General features: G+C 73.2%; 13 protein-coding genes. 2 read left to right on the forward strand and 11 right to left on the reverse strand.

The annotated features are described in order from the left end of the window. Positions 1-7: 7 nt before the first annotated feature. The 4 genes from K7C98_RS39525 to K7C98_RS39540 all read right to left on the reverse strand — a co-directional run bounded on the left by K7C98_RS39525 (position 8) and on the right by K7C98_RS39540 (position 4,069). Positions 8-862, reverse strand: a complete 855-nt coding sequence (locus K7C98_RS39525) for a hypothetical protein (RefSeq protein ID WP_224197107.1) — start codon at positions 860-862, stop codon at positions 8-10. Between the two features lie 145 nt (positions 863-1,007). Further along, positions 1,008-1,658: an O-methyltransferase gene (locus tag K7C98_RS39530; RefSeq protein ID WP_224197108.1), complete on the reverse strand. Its 651-nt coding sequence runs from the start codon at positions 1,656-1,658 to the stop codon at positions 1,008-1,010. After that, positions 1,646-2,818, reverse strand: a complete 1,173-nt coding sequence (locus tag K7C98_RS39535; RefSeq protein WP_224197109.1) for a pyridoxal phosphate-dependent aminotransferase — start codon at positions 2,816-2,818, stop codon at positions 1,646-1,648. Before K7C98_RS39535 ends, K7C98_RS39530 begins: the two co-directional genes overlap by 13 nt. A gap of 189 nt (positions 2,819-3,007) precedes the next feature. Next, complete coding sequence (locus K7C98_RS39540) at positions 3,008-4,069, reverse strand: SprT-like domain-containing protein (RefSeq protein WP_224197110.1); 1,062 nt, start codon at positions 4,067-4,069, stop codon at positions 3,008-3,010. Between the two features lie 66 nt (positions 4,070-4,135). On the opposite strand from K7C98_RS39540, the gene K7C98_RS39545 reads away from it, so the two are divergent. Both K7C98_RS39545 and K7C98_RS39550 read left to right on the forward strand, forming a co-directional pair. After that, the gene (locus K7C98_RS39545; RefSeq protein ID WP_224197111.1) at positions 4,136-5,236 is read left to right on the forward strand and encodes a hypothetical protein; all 1,101 of its coding nucleotides are present in this window, start codon (positions 4,136-4,138) and stop codon (positions 5,234-5,236) included. Then, positions 5,233-7,590: a TonB-dependent receptor gene (locus K7C98_RS39550; protein WP_224197112.1), complete on the forward strand. Its 2,358-nt coding sequence runs from the start codon at positions 5,233-5,235 to the stop codon at positions 7,588-7,590. Before K7C98_RS39545 ends, K7C98_RS39550 begins: the two co-directional genes overlap by 4 nt. Positions 7,591-7,613: 23 nt before the next feature. Here K7C98_RS39550 and K7C98_RS39555 read toward each other — a convergent pair whose 3' ends face one another. From K7C98_RS39555 to cysN, 7 genes are all read right to left on the reverse strand, one after another. Then, a complete protein-coding gene (locus K7C98_RS39555) occupies positions 7,614-8,267 on the reverse strand; it encodes a hypothetical protein (protein WP_224197113.1) in 654 nt (217 codons plus the stop codon). A gap of 37 nt (positions 8,268-8,304) precedes the next feature. Further along, a complete protein-coding gene (locus K7C98_RS39560; RefSeq protein ID WP_224197114.1) occupies positions 8,305-9,945 on the reverse strand; it encodes a hypothetical protein in 1,641 nt (546 codons plus the stop codon). Between the two features lie 483 nt (positions 9,946-10,428). Further along, positions 10,429-10,734, reverse strand: a complete 306-nt coding sequence (locus K7C98_RS39565; protein ID WP_224197115.1) for a putative quinol monooxygenase — start codon at positions 10,732-10,734, stop codon at positions 10,429-10,431. A 7-nt stretch (positions 10,735-10,741) separates the two neighbouring features. Further along, a complete protein-coding gene (locus tag K7C98_RS39570; RefSeq protein WP_224197116.1) occupies positions 10,742-11,125 on the reverse strand; it encodes a hypothetical protein in 384 nt (127 codons plus the stop codon). Between the two features lie 18 nt (positions 11,126-11,143). Beyond that, on the reverse strand, positions 11,144-11,443 hold the full coding sequence (locus K7C98_RS39575; protein ID WP_224197117.1) for a putative quinol monooxygenase: 300 nt from the start codon (positions 11,441-11,443) through the stop codon (positions 11,144-11,146). A 266-nt stretch (positions 11,444-11,709) separates the two neighbouring features. Continuing rightward, positions 11,710-12,294 (reverse strand): hypothetical protein, encoded by a 585-nt coding sequence (locus K7C98_RS39580; protein WP_224197118.1) that lies wholly within the window; start codon positions 12,292-12,294, stop codon positions 11,710-11,712. Between the two features lie 67 nt (positions 12,295-12,361). Beyond that, the gene (cysN, locus tag K7C98_RS39585; protein ID WP_263430203.1) at positions 12,362-14,272 is read right to left on the reverse strand and encodes a sulfate adenylyltransferase subunit CysN; all 1,911 of its coding nucleotides are present in this window, start codon (positions 14,270-14,272) and stop codon (positions 12,362-12,364) included. Positions 14,273-14,382 lie beyond the last annotated feature (110 nt).

Genomic DNA, 14,382 nt, shown 5'->3' on the forward strand with positions numbered 1-14,382 from the left:
GCGAGGGTCAGGCGATCGGGCCGATCACCCAGGTGAGCAGGTCGAGGATGAAGAACACCAGCATGCCGGCGGCGAGGCTCGAGAGGACGGCCTGGCCGAGCGGGGTGCGGCGGCCGGGCGCGTCGAGGCGCTCGAGCAGCGGCAGGCTGACGAGGAAGTAGCAGGCGTAGAACAGCGAGCCGTACTTGAGCATGCGCGCCTTGTCGGCGTAGCGGAAGTAGTCGGAGATGGCGTCGCTGGCCATGAACCACGTCTCGGCGAACGAGACGGCGTAGGCGAGGCCGAACACGACGCAGGCGAGGGCCAGCCGGCGCACGAACCGGGTGGCCTGCGGGGACCTGTCCTCGGCGCCAGGTTCGGCGAGGCCGAGCAGGCCGCGGACCCGGCGGATGCACACCAGCATGACCACGTGATAGGTCACGAAGTAGGCCTGCGTCAGCGGGTACATGAACAGCGGGATCTCGGCGCGCGAGCGGCCGACCAGCGCCGCGCCGCCGTTCCATCGCGTCGGGAAGGCGTAGCGCATGCCGAGGACGTCGAAGAAGTAGTGGGTCAGGAAGTAGGTCCCGACGAACACGAACAGGAAGATCCAGGCGTTGAACTTGAACCAGTAGCTCTCGTACCACCGCGTCCCCTGCAGCGCCGGGGTCGTGCGCCGCAGCAGCGCCGGGACCAGCACGGGCGGGAGGCCGACGAGCAGGCCGAAGCCCATGAACTGCCAGTCGTCCCAGGCCAGGACGGCGCGGCTCAGCAGGACATACCCGACCAGGGCGATCCAGATCGGGCTGTAGAGCAGGAAGAAGCGCTCGGCCCAGGCCTTGCCCGGGTCGGCGGCGAACCACGAAGAGGGCGCGTGCGACATGGTGTTGTTTCTACGGCGGCGGGGCGAGGAGGGCGGAGCGAAGATGGCGCTCAGGACATGTCCGGGCGGTCATGTGACCGGGCGCGGACGCGTGGCGATCGGGACATGTCTCCGCGGCCAGGCCAGGATGGCCGCGGGGACATGGTCAATCGCGCAGCTTGCGGGCGAGCATGACGCCGTCGCGGACCGACAGGAGGACGTGCTCGACGCGCGGGTCGGCGGCGACGCGGGCGTTGAAGGCGACGATGGCGTGGTCGTTGGGCTCCTTGGGGGCGACGACCTTGCCGCTCCACAGGGTGTTGTCGGCGACGATGAGGCCGCCGACGGAGAGCAGCGGGAACACGGCCTCGTAGTAGTTGACGTAGTTGGGCTTGTCGGCGTCGATGAAGACGAGGTCGAAGCGGCGGCGCTCGGCGGCCAGGGCGGCGATGGTGTCGAGCGCGGGCGCGAGGCGGAGGTCGATCTTGTGGGCGTGGCCGGACTCGGCGAAGTAGCGGCGGGCGACGCCGGTGGCGACGGGGTCGACGTCGCAGGTGACGAGGGTGCCGTCGTCGGGCAAAGCGCTGGCCATGGCGAGGCCGGAGTAGCCGCTGTAGGTGCCGATCTCGAGCACGCTGCGGGCCCGGCTGACGGCGACGAGGATCCGCAGCAGCGCGCCCTCGACGTGGCCGACCTGCATCTGCGGCATCGCCAGGTCGCGCTGGGTCTCTTCACGCAGGCGGGCGAACAGCGGCGACTCGGCGGTGGTGTGGGCGTCGACGTAGGCGGCGATGTCGGGGCCGATCAGCGAGAGCATGCGCCGGAGGCTAGCACGTGCGCGACGCGCTCCGTGATGCGTTCGAGGCCGACGGCGAACTCGGGCTCGGGGGTGATGAGAGACAGCGCGACGTGGGCCGGGGGGAGCTCGTAGAGCTCGCCGGGCTGGGTGAGAACGCCGGCGTGCAGCAGCTCGCGCGCCCAGCCGCGGCCGCCGTCGTCGAGGACCCGCGGCAGGCGCACGAGCGCGGTCCAGCCGGCCTCGACGTCGAGGACCCCGAGCGAGGTGCCGGCGCAGGCGCGACGCAGCCGCTCGAGGTTGGCGCGCACGCGGGCGCGGACGGACGTCTGTACGGCCGGGGCGGCGGCGAGCAGGCGCGGGGCGGCCAGCTGCACCGGGGTGGCGGCGCTGAGGTAGGTGTCGGCGACGAGCTCGAGCCGGCGCATGGCCTCGCGCACGAGCGGCGCGGGCCCGCGGGCGGCCGCCCACGCGAGCTTGAGCTGCGGCAGGGCGGCGACCTTGGACAGGCCGGACAGGGCGAAGGTGAGGGCCTCGGCGGGGCCGCTCATGGGGCTGTCCTTGGGGGCATGTCCGAGGGGATAGTCGAAGAAGACCTCGTCGACGAGGACGGCCAGGCCGCGCGCGGCGGCGAGGGCGTCGACGGCGGCGATCTCGGCCGGCGAGAGGTAGTTGCCGGTCGGGTTGTTGGGGGCGACGAGGACGATCGCGCGGGCGCGCGGGTCGACGGCCTCGGCGAGGGCGACCAGGTCGATCGACCATGTCCCATCGTACAGGAGCGGATAGGGCCGCAGCTCGACGTGGGCGAGGTCGGCGATCATCGGCAGCAGCGGATAGCCGGGCTGCGGGACCAGGACGACGTCGCCGGGGTCGCACAGGATCGCCAGCAGGTGAGCGTAGGCCTCGCTGGTGCCGGCCAGGAGGCAGATGTCGGCGAGCGGGAGCTCGAGGCCGGGCCGGCGCGCGCGGTAGTAGTCGGCGACGGCGGCGCGAGCGAGCGGGAGGCCGAGCGGGTCGGGATCGTAGGCGGCGCTCGCGGGATCGCCGAGGCTGGCGTAAAGGTCAGGTGGGTGGACGAGGCCGACGGCGGTGGGGTTGGAGATCGTGAGGTCGAGGACGCCGCTCCCGGCGACGAGCGGCGGCTCGTCGGCGAGGGGCCAGGCGGTGCGGCGCGAGAACACGGGGCGAAGATGCCGCGGAGGCGCGCGCGAGGGCAAGCGCGGGCATGCAGGCGCAGGTCGACGGGAGGCGAGGAAGCGGTCGACGAGCTCGGCGCCGCGGTGCTCGCAGCGGGCGCGCTCGCAGTCGCCGCGCTCGTCGCACTCGGCGCGCGCGGCGAGGTCGCGGGGTGACCTGGCGGGAGGGACAGGTCAGTCGTCGCGGCCGCGGGGGAGGGCGAGGCCGCGGGCGGCGTGCTCGCGGACCGGCTTGTGCAAGGTGAGGCCCTCGCCGGCGGCGCGACCGGCCGCGTGGGCGCGTCCGCGGCGGACGGCGGCCGAGCCCATGCTGCGGATGTAGGGGTGGCGGTCGCGGAGGAAGCGGTCGAGGTCGGCGTCGCCGAGCCACACGAGGCCCTGCTCCTCGTTGCGCTCGCGCTCGCCGCGGAGCTTGTCGCGGAAGCCGGTGAGGAGGCCGGCGCTGAACTCCCGCCGGCGGTTGGCCGGGAGGTCCATCTCCTTGCGGGCCTGCTCCCACAGGCGCCGGGCGGCGGCGTGCAGGAAGTCGTGGACGTAGGCGGCCATCTCGAGGTTCTCGCTGGTGCCGAGGACCTCGAGCACGCGCTCCTGGCGGGTGCGGCGGGCGTTGTAGGTGGTGACCCAGATGCACTCGACGAAGAAGAACTCGCTGAGGATCGCGCTGACGAGCTTGGCCTCGAGGGCGATCGCGGCGGCGCTGTCGCCGAGGCGGCGGGCCTCGTAGTCGCGCGGCGGGCCGTCCTGCGGCAGGTCGAGGTTGTAGCGCAGGAGCAAGGTGTTGGCGGCGGCCATCGCCGCCTCGGCCTCGTGCCGGTTGGCGCTGGTGGCCAGAGCCAGCAGCTTCTGCACGCGCTTGAGCACGCGCGCCGCCGGGTCGTCGCTGTCGCGCGGGCTGCCGGTGACGTCGGGCTTGATGTCGAGCAGCGCACAGGCGCGGGCGAACTGGGGGCCGTGCGGGCGCACGTCGCCGCCGAGGACCTCGTCGACGTACTGGTGCGCCATCTCGTGCTTGAGCGTGGCGAGCACGTCGTCCCAGCGGTGCGACAGCAGGTGGTCGTGGCTCAGGCTGAGGGTCCGGGTGTCGCGCTGCCAGTGGCCGAGCCGCGCGGTCGACAGATCGATCTGCAGCACCGGCGGGCGCAACGCGCCGCCGAGGTGACGCTTGTTGAACTCGTGCCAGCTGCGCAAAAGCTCGGTCAGCCAGGGACGATGGAGTGTCTCGTGCAAGGAGACCATGCGGGTCGGAGGATCGCGGAGGCGGACGCGGTCGACAACGAGAATCTGAGCGGTTAGGCTCGCCCGGTGCCGCCTCGCGCACCGCTGCGCACCGGGGCCCGCGCCCGCGCGGCGACGTGGATCTGCGCGGGCGCGGCGACGGGGCTCGGCGCGGGCTGCTTGCCCGACGAGCGGCCTTACTGGGTGATCGATCACACCGACGCGCTGGCGCTGCGCTTCGAGGTGATCGAGCGCGGACCGTACGGCGCGGACCCGCCGCCGGGCGCCGGTCCGGTGGTCGAGGCGATGCCCGGCGACCGCGTGCGGGCGACGCCGTTCATCGCCGGGGTCGACGGGCCGGTCGACCCGGCGGAGCTGGAGCCGGAGTGGTTCGTGTGCGCCGCCTCCGGCTGCTTCGGCAACGCCCTCGCGACCCTGGACGAGGCGCCGCGCTGCGGCGCGGTCGCGCTGCCGCCCCCGGAGACGTGCGCGCTCGGCCCGGGGCCGGCGGCGGAGTTCGAGCTCGGGCCGCTGCTCGACGTGATCCAGGCGGCCAACCTCGGGGTGATGGTGATGATGGTCGCGGGCACGCCCGAGGGCCCGAGCACGCGCGAGTGCCTGCGCCGCGCCGCGGCGCTGACGAGCACGACGACGTCGCTGCGCGACTGCCTGTTCTTCATCCGCGCGCTCGACGTCGGACCGACGTGGCGCGCGGTGCTGGTCGGGGCGTCGACGGGCGCGGTCACGCCGGTGGGGCCGGCCGACCTGCCGTGGGAGGTCAGCCAGATCGAGCCCGACGTGGCGCCGTCGATCGCCCGCTTCGCCGCGTGGGTGCCGGCGCCCGGCGGCGGCGAGTACTTCCTCGAGGCCCAGCCCGGCGCGACCCTGTCCGTACGGACAGGCGACCAGATCGCGCTGTCGCTGATCGAGGACGCGCCGCCGCAGGAGTACTACAACTTCTCGATCGACCAGAGCTCGCTGGCGGTCACGGTGTCGCCGATCGTCGAGATCCGCGGGGCGGCGTGGTTCTCGACCTCGACCGCGCCGTTCGTCCCGACCGCCGGCCCCGGGTTCGAGGTCGACTGGCGCGCGCCCGAGGAGCCGGGCACGCACCACGTCTACGTGATCCTCGCCGACAACCGCAGCGCCACGACGGCCTGGCTGCGCGTCGAGGTCGCGCCGCGATGAGAGGATGGCGCTTCGGACATGTCGTCGGGGCAGTGTATCTCGGGACATGTCTGAAGGCGCATGCGGCGGCGCCGCCGCGGCCGGCGCCGCAGGTCAGCCCGCCGTGCGCCGGACGCAGCGACTGCGGCACGCTGCGCGCGCGGGTGCGGGCGGCCGGGCTGCGCACGGCGCTGGCCGAGGTGCGGGTGGTGATCGTGGCGGCCTCCGGCGAGGCGACGGTGGCCCTGACCGACGCGGCGGGCCGGCTGGCGGTCGACCTGCCGCCGGGGAAGGTGCGGGTGGTGATCGCGGCGCCGGGGTTCGAGCGGCTCGAGCAAACGCTCGAGATCCGCGCGCGCGCGACGACGGAGCGCCAGCTGTTCCCGCGGCCGACCGAGTGGAACCCGTACCGCACGGTGGTCCGCGACGCGCAGGAGAAGCGGCCCGAGGCGGGGGCGCGCTCGCTGTCCCGCGAGGAGATCGCGACCATGCCCGGCAACCAGGGCGACCCGCTGCGGGCGCTGCAGAACATGCCGGGGGTGGCGCGCACGCCGGGCGGGCTGGGGCTCCTGGTGCTGCGCGGGGCGAGCCCGCTGCAGTCGGGGGTGTTCGTCGGCGAGCACCCGGTGCCGCGGGCGTTCCACGCGCTGGCGCTGGCGAGCGTGGTGCCGGGCGACGTCATCGAGCGCCTCGACTTCGTGCCCGGCAACTTCGACGCCCGCTACGGCAACGCGTCGGGCGGGATGGTGGTGATCGAGCCGCGCCGCGGGCGACGCGACGGGGTCCACGGCAACATCGGGGTCGACCTGCGGGCCGCGAGCGCGCTGGTCGAGGGGCCGCTCGGCAAGCGCGGGTCGTTCATCGTCGGGGCCCAGCGCGGCTACGTCGACGCGGGGCTGCGCGCGTTCATGACGATCACCGACTCGAACGGGACGGTGCTGCCCACGTACTATGATTATCAGGCGATGGCCGACTTCCCGCTCAAGCAGGGGGCGTCGATCTCGGCCCGCGTGATCGGGGCGGGCGACCGGATCCGCTTCCGCTTCCGCGACTACGAGGACCCGAGCGGCTTCCGGGACGCGATCGACTACCGCTCGAGCTTCCACCGCGTCGACGTGACGTACCGCAAGAAGTTCGGGCCGTGGCAGGCGATGGTGTCGCCGGCGCTGCGCTTCGACGTCGGCCGGCAATTGATCCCGGTCGAGGAGCGCGAGCAGTTCCGCCGCGACTACGTCGGCTCGCTGCGGGCGGAGCTGCAGCGGTCGATGTCGCGGCGGTTCGAGCTGATCGTCGGCGCCGATCTGATCGTCGACCACTACCGCGCCCGCGGTTCTGTGCCCGACGGGATCAGCTGGCCGCCGCCGGAGCAGACGGCCCGCGGCGAGCAGACGTGGCTCGGGCTGTATTCGTCGGGGCGGCTGCGCCTGGGGTCGCTGTTGCTGGTGCCCGGCTTCCGCGCGTCGGCGTTCGCGCTCGGACAGGAGCGGGCGTTCGCCCTCGACCCGCGGATCAACGCGCTGTGGGAGGTGAGCGACCGCTGGCGCCTGCGCTTCGGGGCAGGCATCTATTCGCAGTCGCGCATGTCCGAGTTCGGGGTCGACGCGCGCATCGTGCCGAGCTCGGGGCAGATCGGGACCAATCAGGTGGTGCTGCCGGCGTACTTCGCCAACTTCGAGCCGGCGTTCGGGGTGATCCCCGGGCAGAACACGCTGCGCGTGATCCGGGCGCTGCAGCTCAGCGCGGGGCTGTCGCACGACCTTCCGGCCGACATGACGATGGACGCGACGGCGTTCTACCGCGACCAGGACCAGGCCAACCCGCCGCTCAGCCTCGGCGGGCTGGTGACGCGGCTGACGTACGGGCGCACCTACGGGGTCGAATTCCTGCTGCGCAAGCCGCTGACGCGGCGGTTGTACGGCTGGCTGGCGTACACGTACATGCACAGCCAGCTGCGCTTCGACGCGCAACACGGCGACCCGGGCGGGCGCCGGCCCGGCGACTTCGACCAGCGGCACAACCTGACGCTGGTGGCGTCGCTCAAGCTCGGCCGCGGCTGGCAGATCGGCGGGCGCTTCCGCCTGGTGTCGGGCCAGCCGTACACGCCGGTGGTCGGGTCGATCGAGTACGAGGGCGCCTTCGTGCCGATCCGCGGGCTGCAGAACTCGGCCCGCTTCCCGCCCTTCCATCAGCTCGACATCCGCGTCGACCGGCGCTGGATCTACAAGCGCGTCAGCTTCCTCGCGTACCTCGACGTGCTCAACGTGTACAACCACCAGAACGTCGAGATGTACGTGTACAGCTATGATTTCCGCGACACGGTGGGCGGCTTCGGGCTGCCGATCTTCCCGTCGCTCGGGCTGCGCCTCGACTGGTGAGAGAGCATTGCCCGGGCCAATCACTACTGCCGGGCGGCCATGGCCCGCAGGCGCCGCTTCGCCTCGTCGTAGCGCGCGAGGTCGTCGGCGGTCGGGGCGTCGTCGCCGTCGGGGCCGCGGATCAGCGCGAACAGCTGCGGGTGATCGGTGAGGCGGCGCCGGCTGGCGCGGTAGCGGTGCAGGAGCGACTCGCAGGCGTGGTAGCGGACGAAGTAGCTGACGTCGGCGACGGCGGCCAGCAGCGCGGCCTCGTCGGCGGGGCCCGAGAATTCGCGCAGGCCGATGGCGGCGTCGACTCGCGGGGACCATGACTGTCCTTTGGACCAGGTCTGGTCGAGGACGGCGACGAGGTGGTCGGCGAGCCTGGGGTCGGGCTCGATGCCGTGCAGGATGGCGGCGATCCGCACGCGCGTGGTCGGCGAGAGGTAGGGGTCGCCGGCGCGCAGGCGGGCGCGCATGGCGGCGATGGTCTGCACGTCGCCCATGGCCGCGAGGGCCTCGGAGGCGTGGTCGTCGCCGAGAGAGCGGCCGAGCCGCAGCATGGCGAGGGCCCGCGCCCGCGCCTGTCCTTTGAGCCTGGTGACGGCGCCGACGTCGAGACCCTCGTGCCAGATGTGATAGCCGGTGCCGAAGGTCGACTCCTTCCAGCGGCTCCAGGTGGCGGCGAGGTCGTTCATGAGGGGGGATATCAATGGGAGCATGGGGGGTCCAGGGTCAAGGGAGGAAGCGGCCGGCGTAGATGTCGAGCAGACCGGCCGACGAGACCATCAGGGGGTCGTGCGCGAGCTCGGGATCGAAGGCGCCGGCGATCGCGATCTCGCCGGCCGGGCCGACGCCGAGGCCGGGGCCCGACTGACTGACCTGGCCGGCGAGGTGGCGGCCCCACACGAAGTTGCCGTCGCTGGTGAGCTTGACCAGCAGCGCGCCGGGACCGTCGCCGAGCGGGCCGCCGCCGAGGTCGATCGGCTGATCGCCGAGCGGCAAGGAGGCGACGACGCGACCGGTGCCGTCGATGGCGAGGCCGGGCGTCTCGGCGCCGAGGACGAAGCCGCTGCGGGCCCAGCGGAGGCCGCCCTTGGCGTCGAAGGCGGCGATGTAACCACCGAGCTTGCCGTTGCCCGGGTCGGGCAAGGAGCCCTCGCCGAAGTCGAGGCCGCCGCTGTGCACGCCGGCGACGACGAAGGTGCCGTCGGGCGCGGCCGCGAGCGCGCGCGCGCGATCGTCCCCGGGCCCGCCGAGCTGCGCGCCCCACTGCGGGAGTCCGGCGGGATCGAGGCCGGCGATGAAGCCGTCGAGGCCCTGACCCAGGAGGTTGATGTTGGCGATCTGCAGGCCGGTCTCGAGCTCGCCGGCGACGAAGACCGCGCCGTCGGGCGCGACCGCGACGGCGTGCGCGGTCTGGTCGCCGGACGAGTGCGGCGTCCAGTGCCAGGTCGGCCCGCCGGCGACGTCGAGGCCGACGGCGAACAGGTCGACCGCGTTGCCGATGAACTTGTCGCCGCCGAGCAGGATGTCGCCGTCGTAGTGGCCGACGACCACGAGGTCGCCGTCGGGCGCGAGCGCGAGGTCGAGGGCGGCGACGCCGTCGCCGGCGAACACGTGGACGGTCGAGGCGCCGCCGTCGGCGGCGACGACGGCGACGAAGCCGGGGTTCTGGCCGACGCCGTCGATCTGGTGCGGGTCGAACAGCAGCTGGCCGCCGAACTGTCCGGCGACGGCGATCCGATCGTCGGGCAAGACGACGACGGCGCTGACCCACTGCAGCCCGGCGCCGCCGAGCTGCCGCAGCCACACCTGCTCGCCGGCCGGATCGAGGCGGAGGATGAAGGCGTCGCCGTCGAGCGGATCGGTGGTGGCGGTGATCACGTCCGGCGCGGTGCCGAGCTCGCCGGTGAAGCTGCCGACGACGACGACGCTGCCGTCGGACAGGACGGCCGCGTCGGTGGCCCACTGCTCGGCCGCGTCGCCGCTGCGCCGCAACCATTCGAGCTTGCCGGAGCACTCGAGACCCCCGAGACACTCGTCGGGAGGCGGGCACTGGTCGCCGCAGGAGTCGCTCGTGTCACTGCCGGGCGAGCTGGTCGAACCCGTGGTGGAGGGGTCGGTGACCCCCGCGGTGGAGCCGCTGCCGCCGTCGGTCGGATCGGCGGAGGTGGTGCCGCCCGGACCGCCGGTCGGATCCACGCTGCCGGTCGCCGGCGGCGCGCTGTCACTATCGCTCGCGCCGGTGCCGGCCGTGGCGCCGGGCTCGTGGTCGTCCGGCCCGCCGGAGGGTCCCTCCGTGAAGGCGAAGAACGGGTTGGGCCTGGTGCACGAGACACAGGCCGCCACGAGCAGCACGACGCGACGCGACATGACCCGAAGATACGGAGGAACCCCACGGCGGCGACTCGCCGGCCGCGACGGCCGGACGAGGGACGGCGGGCGAGCCGCCCGCAGCCGGGCGCGCCGCGATCTTCGAGGTGTCCTTCGGGACATGCGACGAAGTCGCAGCGGCGGCGTCGCGGGGGAAGCGCCTGCGCCCAGGTGTTCATTGTGCGATCCCGATCACACGATTTGCCGAATGCGAGGAGGACACGGCCACGGCGAGACGCCTCGCCGGGGCGACGCACGCGACCGGGCACTTCAGCGCTACCCCGCGCCGGGGGTCGCGGGCAGCGAGGCGCTGCGCGGCAGGTCGGGTCGGGGGGCCGCTCGAAACGTGGTTGCGATCACGCCGAGATCACATGTCTGGGAGGACATGTGACTCCGGGGCGGCCGCTCGAACGTGGTTGCGATCACGCGACGGTGACATGTCCGTTGGGACAGGTGTCGCCGGGGTCGACGGGGCGCCGCGGGTCAGCGTTCGACGCCGCGGTAGCGGGCGAACCGCGGGGTCGCGGCGAGCAGCGGGCCGAGGCGGCGGAGGGCGGTCCGGGCGTGGGCGCTGCGCATGTGCGCGTCGGCGGCGGCGTCGCTGTCCCAGCGCGCGACGGTGACGAAGCGGGTCGGCTCGGCGACCTGCTGCAGGACCTCGAAGCGGGTGCAGCCGGGCTCGGCCAGGCTGCTGGCGGCGAGCTCCTGCAGGGCGGCGTGGACGGCGTCGACGGTCAGACGATCGGCGGTCCAGGTGACGACGGCGAGGATCGCGGGAGAGCGGGCCACGGGGCACCTATCCCAGCGCGGCGCGCATGCGCGGGATGGCGTCGGGGAGGACCACGCTGACGACGATCCCGAGCTGCGCCCGGCTGCAGTCGAGGGCCATACCCATGCGGTACTTGTCGGTGAGGTCGACGACGACGATCATGACCTGTCCGTCGTCGCCGAGGCGGAGCAGGGTCTGATGGATGGAGTCCGGCACCGGCAGCCCCGATTTCTTGATGGTCTCGCCGATCCGGTCGACGAGGATGTTGAACAGCGCACACGCCCGCGGCGAGCTGCGCAGGCCCGCCACCGACATGCCCGAGGTCTTGGAGAACACGTCGATCGCGGCCAGACCGCCGAGCATCGCGTCCTCCATGTCCGTGAGGGTCGCCTGGACTTCGTTCAAGTTCATGACGCAGGCTCCCTCCGTTCAGGCCACGCGGACGTGACGCACGAGCGCCGAGGGCAGCTCGAGCAAGGGACCGATGGCGACGAACGCCTTCTCGGTGTGCGCGGAGCCGAGGTGCGCGTCGGCGGCGTCGTCACTGTCCCACACCTCGAGCACCACGAACTCGCGCGGGTCGCCGGTGCCCTGCCAGGCCTCGAAACGGCGGTTGCCGGGCAGGCGCCGGCCGGCCTGGACGAGCTCCCGCATGGCCGCGGCGAACTGCTCGGCGGTGTGCGGCCGGGCCAGCATGGTCGTGACGACGTGGACGTGGGGATCTGGCATGACCCGACGCTGCCGCCGGGAGGGGGCGCCGTCGATTGCTGATTTCGTCGCTCGCGCGCGTGACCGAGGGCGGGGGCTCGCGAAAATTCGCGAGCTGCGAGGCGACCCTGCGCGGGTCGGCGACGGCCGCTGGCGCGCTGCTGCCGCCAGGCAGGGCGATAACATGTCTTCGAGGACATGTCCTCGCGCCGCGGGTGCCACCTGTCGATATGCGCGAGCCGGATCGCTACGAGGAACTCCGCGTCGGTAGCGCGCAGCCCCCGCAGCTAGTCGGCCTGGAGGTCCGCGTCGCGCGGGGTGGTGGCGGCGAGCAAGAAGGCCGCGGCGAGGGCGACGTGGACGGCGAGGCCGAACGGTCGCTGGCCGAAGGTCTGGAAGTGCAGCCAGAACGTGGCCCCGGTCAGGACGACGCCGCCCCAGCGGGTCAGCCAGCGCGGCCCGAGCGGGCGGTCGGCGGCGTCGGCGTCGGCGCGGGCGTAGAGGTAATAGGCGCCGGCGACCGCGGCGAAGCCGATGAAGGACAGCCGCAGCGGCACGCTCGGGGCCTGCACGAGGGCGATGGCGTGGAGCACGAGGACCGCGTGGGTGAGCGACAGCGGGATCTGGATCACCTGGGCGGCGCGCCCGCGGTCGCGCAGGACGCTGGCGACGGCGACGGCGAGGCCGAACAGGAACGGGGCGCCGAAGGTGAACAGGCCGAACAGGGCGGCGACCGGGTCGCGCGCGCCGATGTGCAGCAGCCAGTCGAGCACGCTGTCGTCGCCGACGATCGGCAGGGCGATGGCGGCGAACAGGGTGAGGCCGAGGGCGGCGCTGTGACGCGGGAGGACGGGCGTGCCAGGAGCGGCCATGCTCCCAGGATAGCAGGATCCCGCGGGGCGGCGAGCCTGTCTGTTGGGGCAGGTCACAAGGGACAGCTCAGACGACGCCGCGCGAGCGCAGCAGCTCGACCAGCGCGTCGACGCAGGCGTCGACGCCGAGCTCGTGGGTCGGGAGCACCAGGTCGGGGGCGCCGGGGGCCTCGTAGGCGGCGCTGACCCCCGGGAAGGCCTTGAGCTCGCCGGCGTCGGCGCGGGCGTACATGCCGGTGCGGTCGCGCGCGCGGCACACGTCGACGGGCGCCGAGAGGTGGACCTCGAGCACGCGGCCGTCGCCGATGACCTGGCGGGCCCGGGCGCGCACGGCCTCGTGCGGGGCCACGAAGGCGCAGATGCAGATCAGACCTGTCTCATTGAACAGGCGGGCGACCTCGGCGGAGCGGCGCAGGTTCTCGCTGCGGTCGTCGGCGGTGTAGCCGAGGTCGCGGGCGAGGCCGCGGCGCATCGCCGGGCCGTAGAGCACGGCGGCGGCGCGGCCGGCGGCGAACAGCCGCTGCTCGAGGGCGTAGGCGAGGGTGCCCTTGCCGGAGCCGGGCAAGCCGGTGAGCAGGAGGGTGACGGCGCGCTGGCCGAACCGCTCCTCGCGGGCCTCGCGGGCGACGAGGCTGCGATGATCGCGGCCGCCCTCGTCGACGCCGGCGGCGGTCCACGGATCGGTCCTGTCGCTGCGGTCGCCGCGGTCGCACAGCATGCCGGCGCCGACGGTGCCGTTGGTGCTGCGATCGATGATGACGAAGCTGCCGGTGGCCTGGTTGACGGCGTACGGGTCGTAGTTGAGCGGCCGGTGGAGGCTGAGCACGCAGCGGCCGATCTCGTTCATCGCCAGGCCGTCGGCCGGCCGCCGCTCGAGGGTGGCGACGTCGACGCGGTGCAGCACGGCCTCGAGCTCGCCGGGGACGGTGCGGGTGTTGTGCTTGACGAGGTAGCTGCGCCCGCGCACGAGCGGCCGCTCGTCCATCCACACGACCATGGCCTCGATGTCGCTGGCCTGCTGCGGCTCGCCGCCGGGGCGGACGATGACGTCGCCGCGGCTGACGTCGACCTCGTCGGCGAGGACGACGGTGACGGACATCGGCGCGTGGGCCTCGGCGAGGTCGCCGTCGAAGGTGACGATCCGCTTGACGGTGGAGCGCCCGCGCGAGGGCAGGACGACGACCTCGTCGCCGACGCGCAGGACGCCGGAGGCGAGCGAGCCGGCGAAGCCGCGGAAGTCGTGGCTCGGCCGCAGGACCAGCTGCACCGGCAGGCGCAGGTCCTGGAGGTTGCGGTCGGAGGCGATGTGGACGGTCTCGAGGTGGGCGAGCAGCGGCGGGCCCTGGTACCACGGCATGCGCTCGCCGACCTCGACGACGTTGTCGCCGTCGCGCGCGGAGATCGGGATGAAGGTGATGTCGTGGATCTGCAGGCCGGCGGCGAAGTCGGTGTAGGCGCGCCGGATGTCCTCGAAGACAGCCTCGTCGAAGCCGACGAGGTCCATCTTGTTGACGGCGACCACGAGGTGCTTGATGCCGAGGAGGCTGCAGATGTAGCTGTGGCGCCGCGTCTGCGGCATGACGCCGTGGCGCGCGTCGATCAGGATGATGGCCAGCTGGCAGGTGCTGGCGCCGGTCGCCATGTTGCGGGTGTACTGCTCGTGTCCGGGGCAGTCGGCGATGATGAACTTGCGCCGGTCGGTGCTGAAGTAGCGGTAGGCGACGTCGATGGTGATGCCCTGCTCGCGCTCGGCCCGCAGACCGTCGGTCAAGAGCGCGAGGTCGAGCTCGCCGCCGGTGGTCCCCTGGCGCACGCTGTCGCGCCGGATCGCCGCCAGCTGGTCCTCGTAGATCGCCCGCGTGTCGTGCATGAGCCGGCCGATCAAGGTCGACTTGCCGTCGTCGACGCTGCCGCAGGTCAAGAGGCGCAGCAGCTCCTTCTGCTGGTGACGCTCGAGGTAGGCGTGAATGTCGGTCATGGATCCTCGCCGACGCGGGCGGCCGGGCGAGCTTCGCGGCAACGCGGCCCGCTGGCAACGGCCGTCGCGCCGTCGCGCCGTCGCCGCTGGAGCGGTGAGACGGCCCTCGC

It is taken from the genome of Nannocystis pusilla, from assembly GCF_020073745.1.
GTDB lineage: Bacteria > Myxococcota_A > Polyangia > Nannocystales > Nannocystaceae > Nannocystis > Nannocystis radixulma.

Excerpts from the sequence above, each read along its gene's own strand:
- K7C98_RS39555 (WP_224197113.1), bottom strand. The coding sequence starts at position 8,267 with ATGAACGACCTCGCCGCCACCTGGAGCCGCTGGAAGGAGTCGACCTTC.
- K7C98_RS39570 (WP_224197116.1), bottom strand. The coding sequence starts at position 11,125 with ATGAACTTGAACGAAGTCCAGGCGACCCTCACGGACATGGAGGACGCG.
- K7C98_RS39525 (WP_224197107.1), bottom strand. The coding sequence starts at position 862 with ATGTCGCACGCGCCCTCTTCGTGGTTCGCCGCCGACCCGGGCAAGGCC.
- K7C98_RS39575 (WP_224197117.1), bottom strand. The coding sequence starts at position 11,443 with ATGCCAGATCCCCACGTCCACGTCGTCACGACCATGCTGGCCCGGCCG.
- K7C98_RS39560 (WP_224197114.1), bottom strand. The coding sequence starts at position 9,945 with ATGTCGCGTCGCGTCGTGCTGCTCGTGGCGGCCTGTGTCTCGTGCACC.
- K7C98_RS39580 (WP_224197118.1), bottom strand. The coding sequence starts at position 12,294 with ATGGCCGCTCCTGGCACGCCCGTCCTCCCGCGTCACAGCGCCGCCCTC.
- K7C98_RS39550 (WP_224197112.1), top strand. The coding sequence starts at position 5,233 with ATGAGAGGATGGCGCTTCGGACATGTCGTCGGGGCAGTGTATCTCGGG.
- cysN (WP_263430203.1), bottom strand. The coding sequence starts at position 14,272 with ATGACCGACATTCACGCCTACCTCGAGCGTCACCAGCAGAAGGAGCTG.
- K7C98_RS39530 (WP_224197108.1), bottom strand. The coding sequence starts at position 1,658 with ATGCTCTCGCTGATCGGCCCCGACATCGCCGCCTACGTCGACGCCCAC.
- K7C98_RS39540 (WP_224197110.1), bottom strand. The coding sequence starts at position 4,069 with ATGGTCTCCTTGCACGAGACACTCCATCGTCCCTGGCTGACCGAGCTT.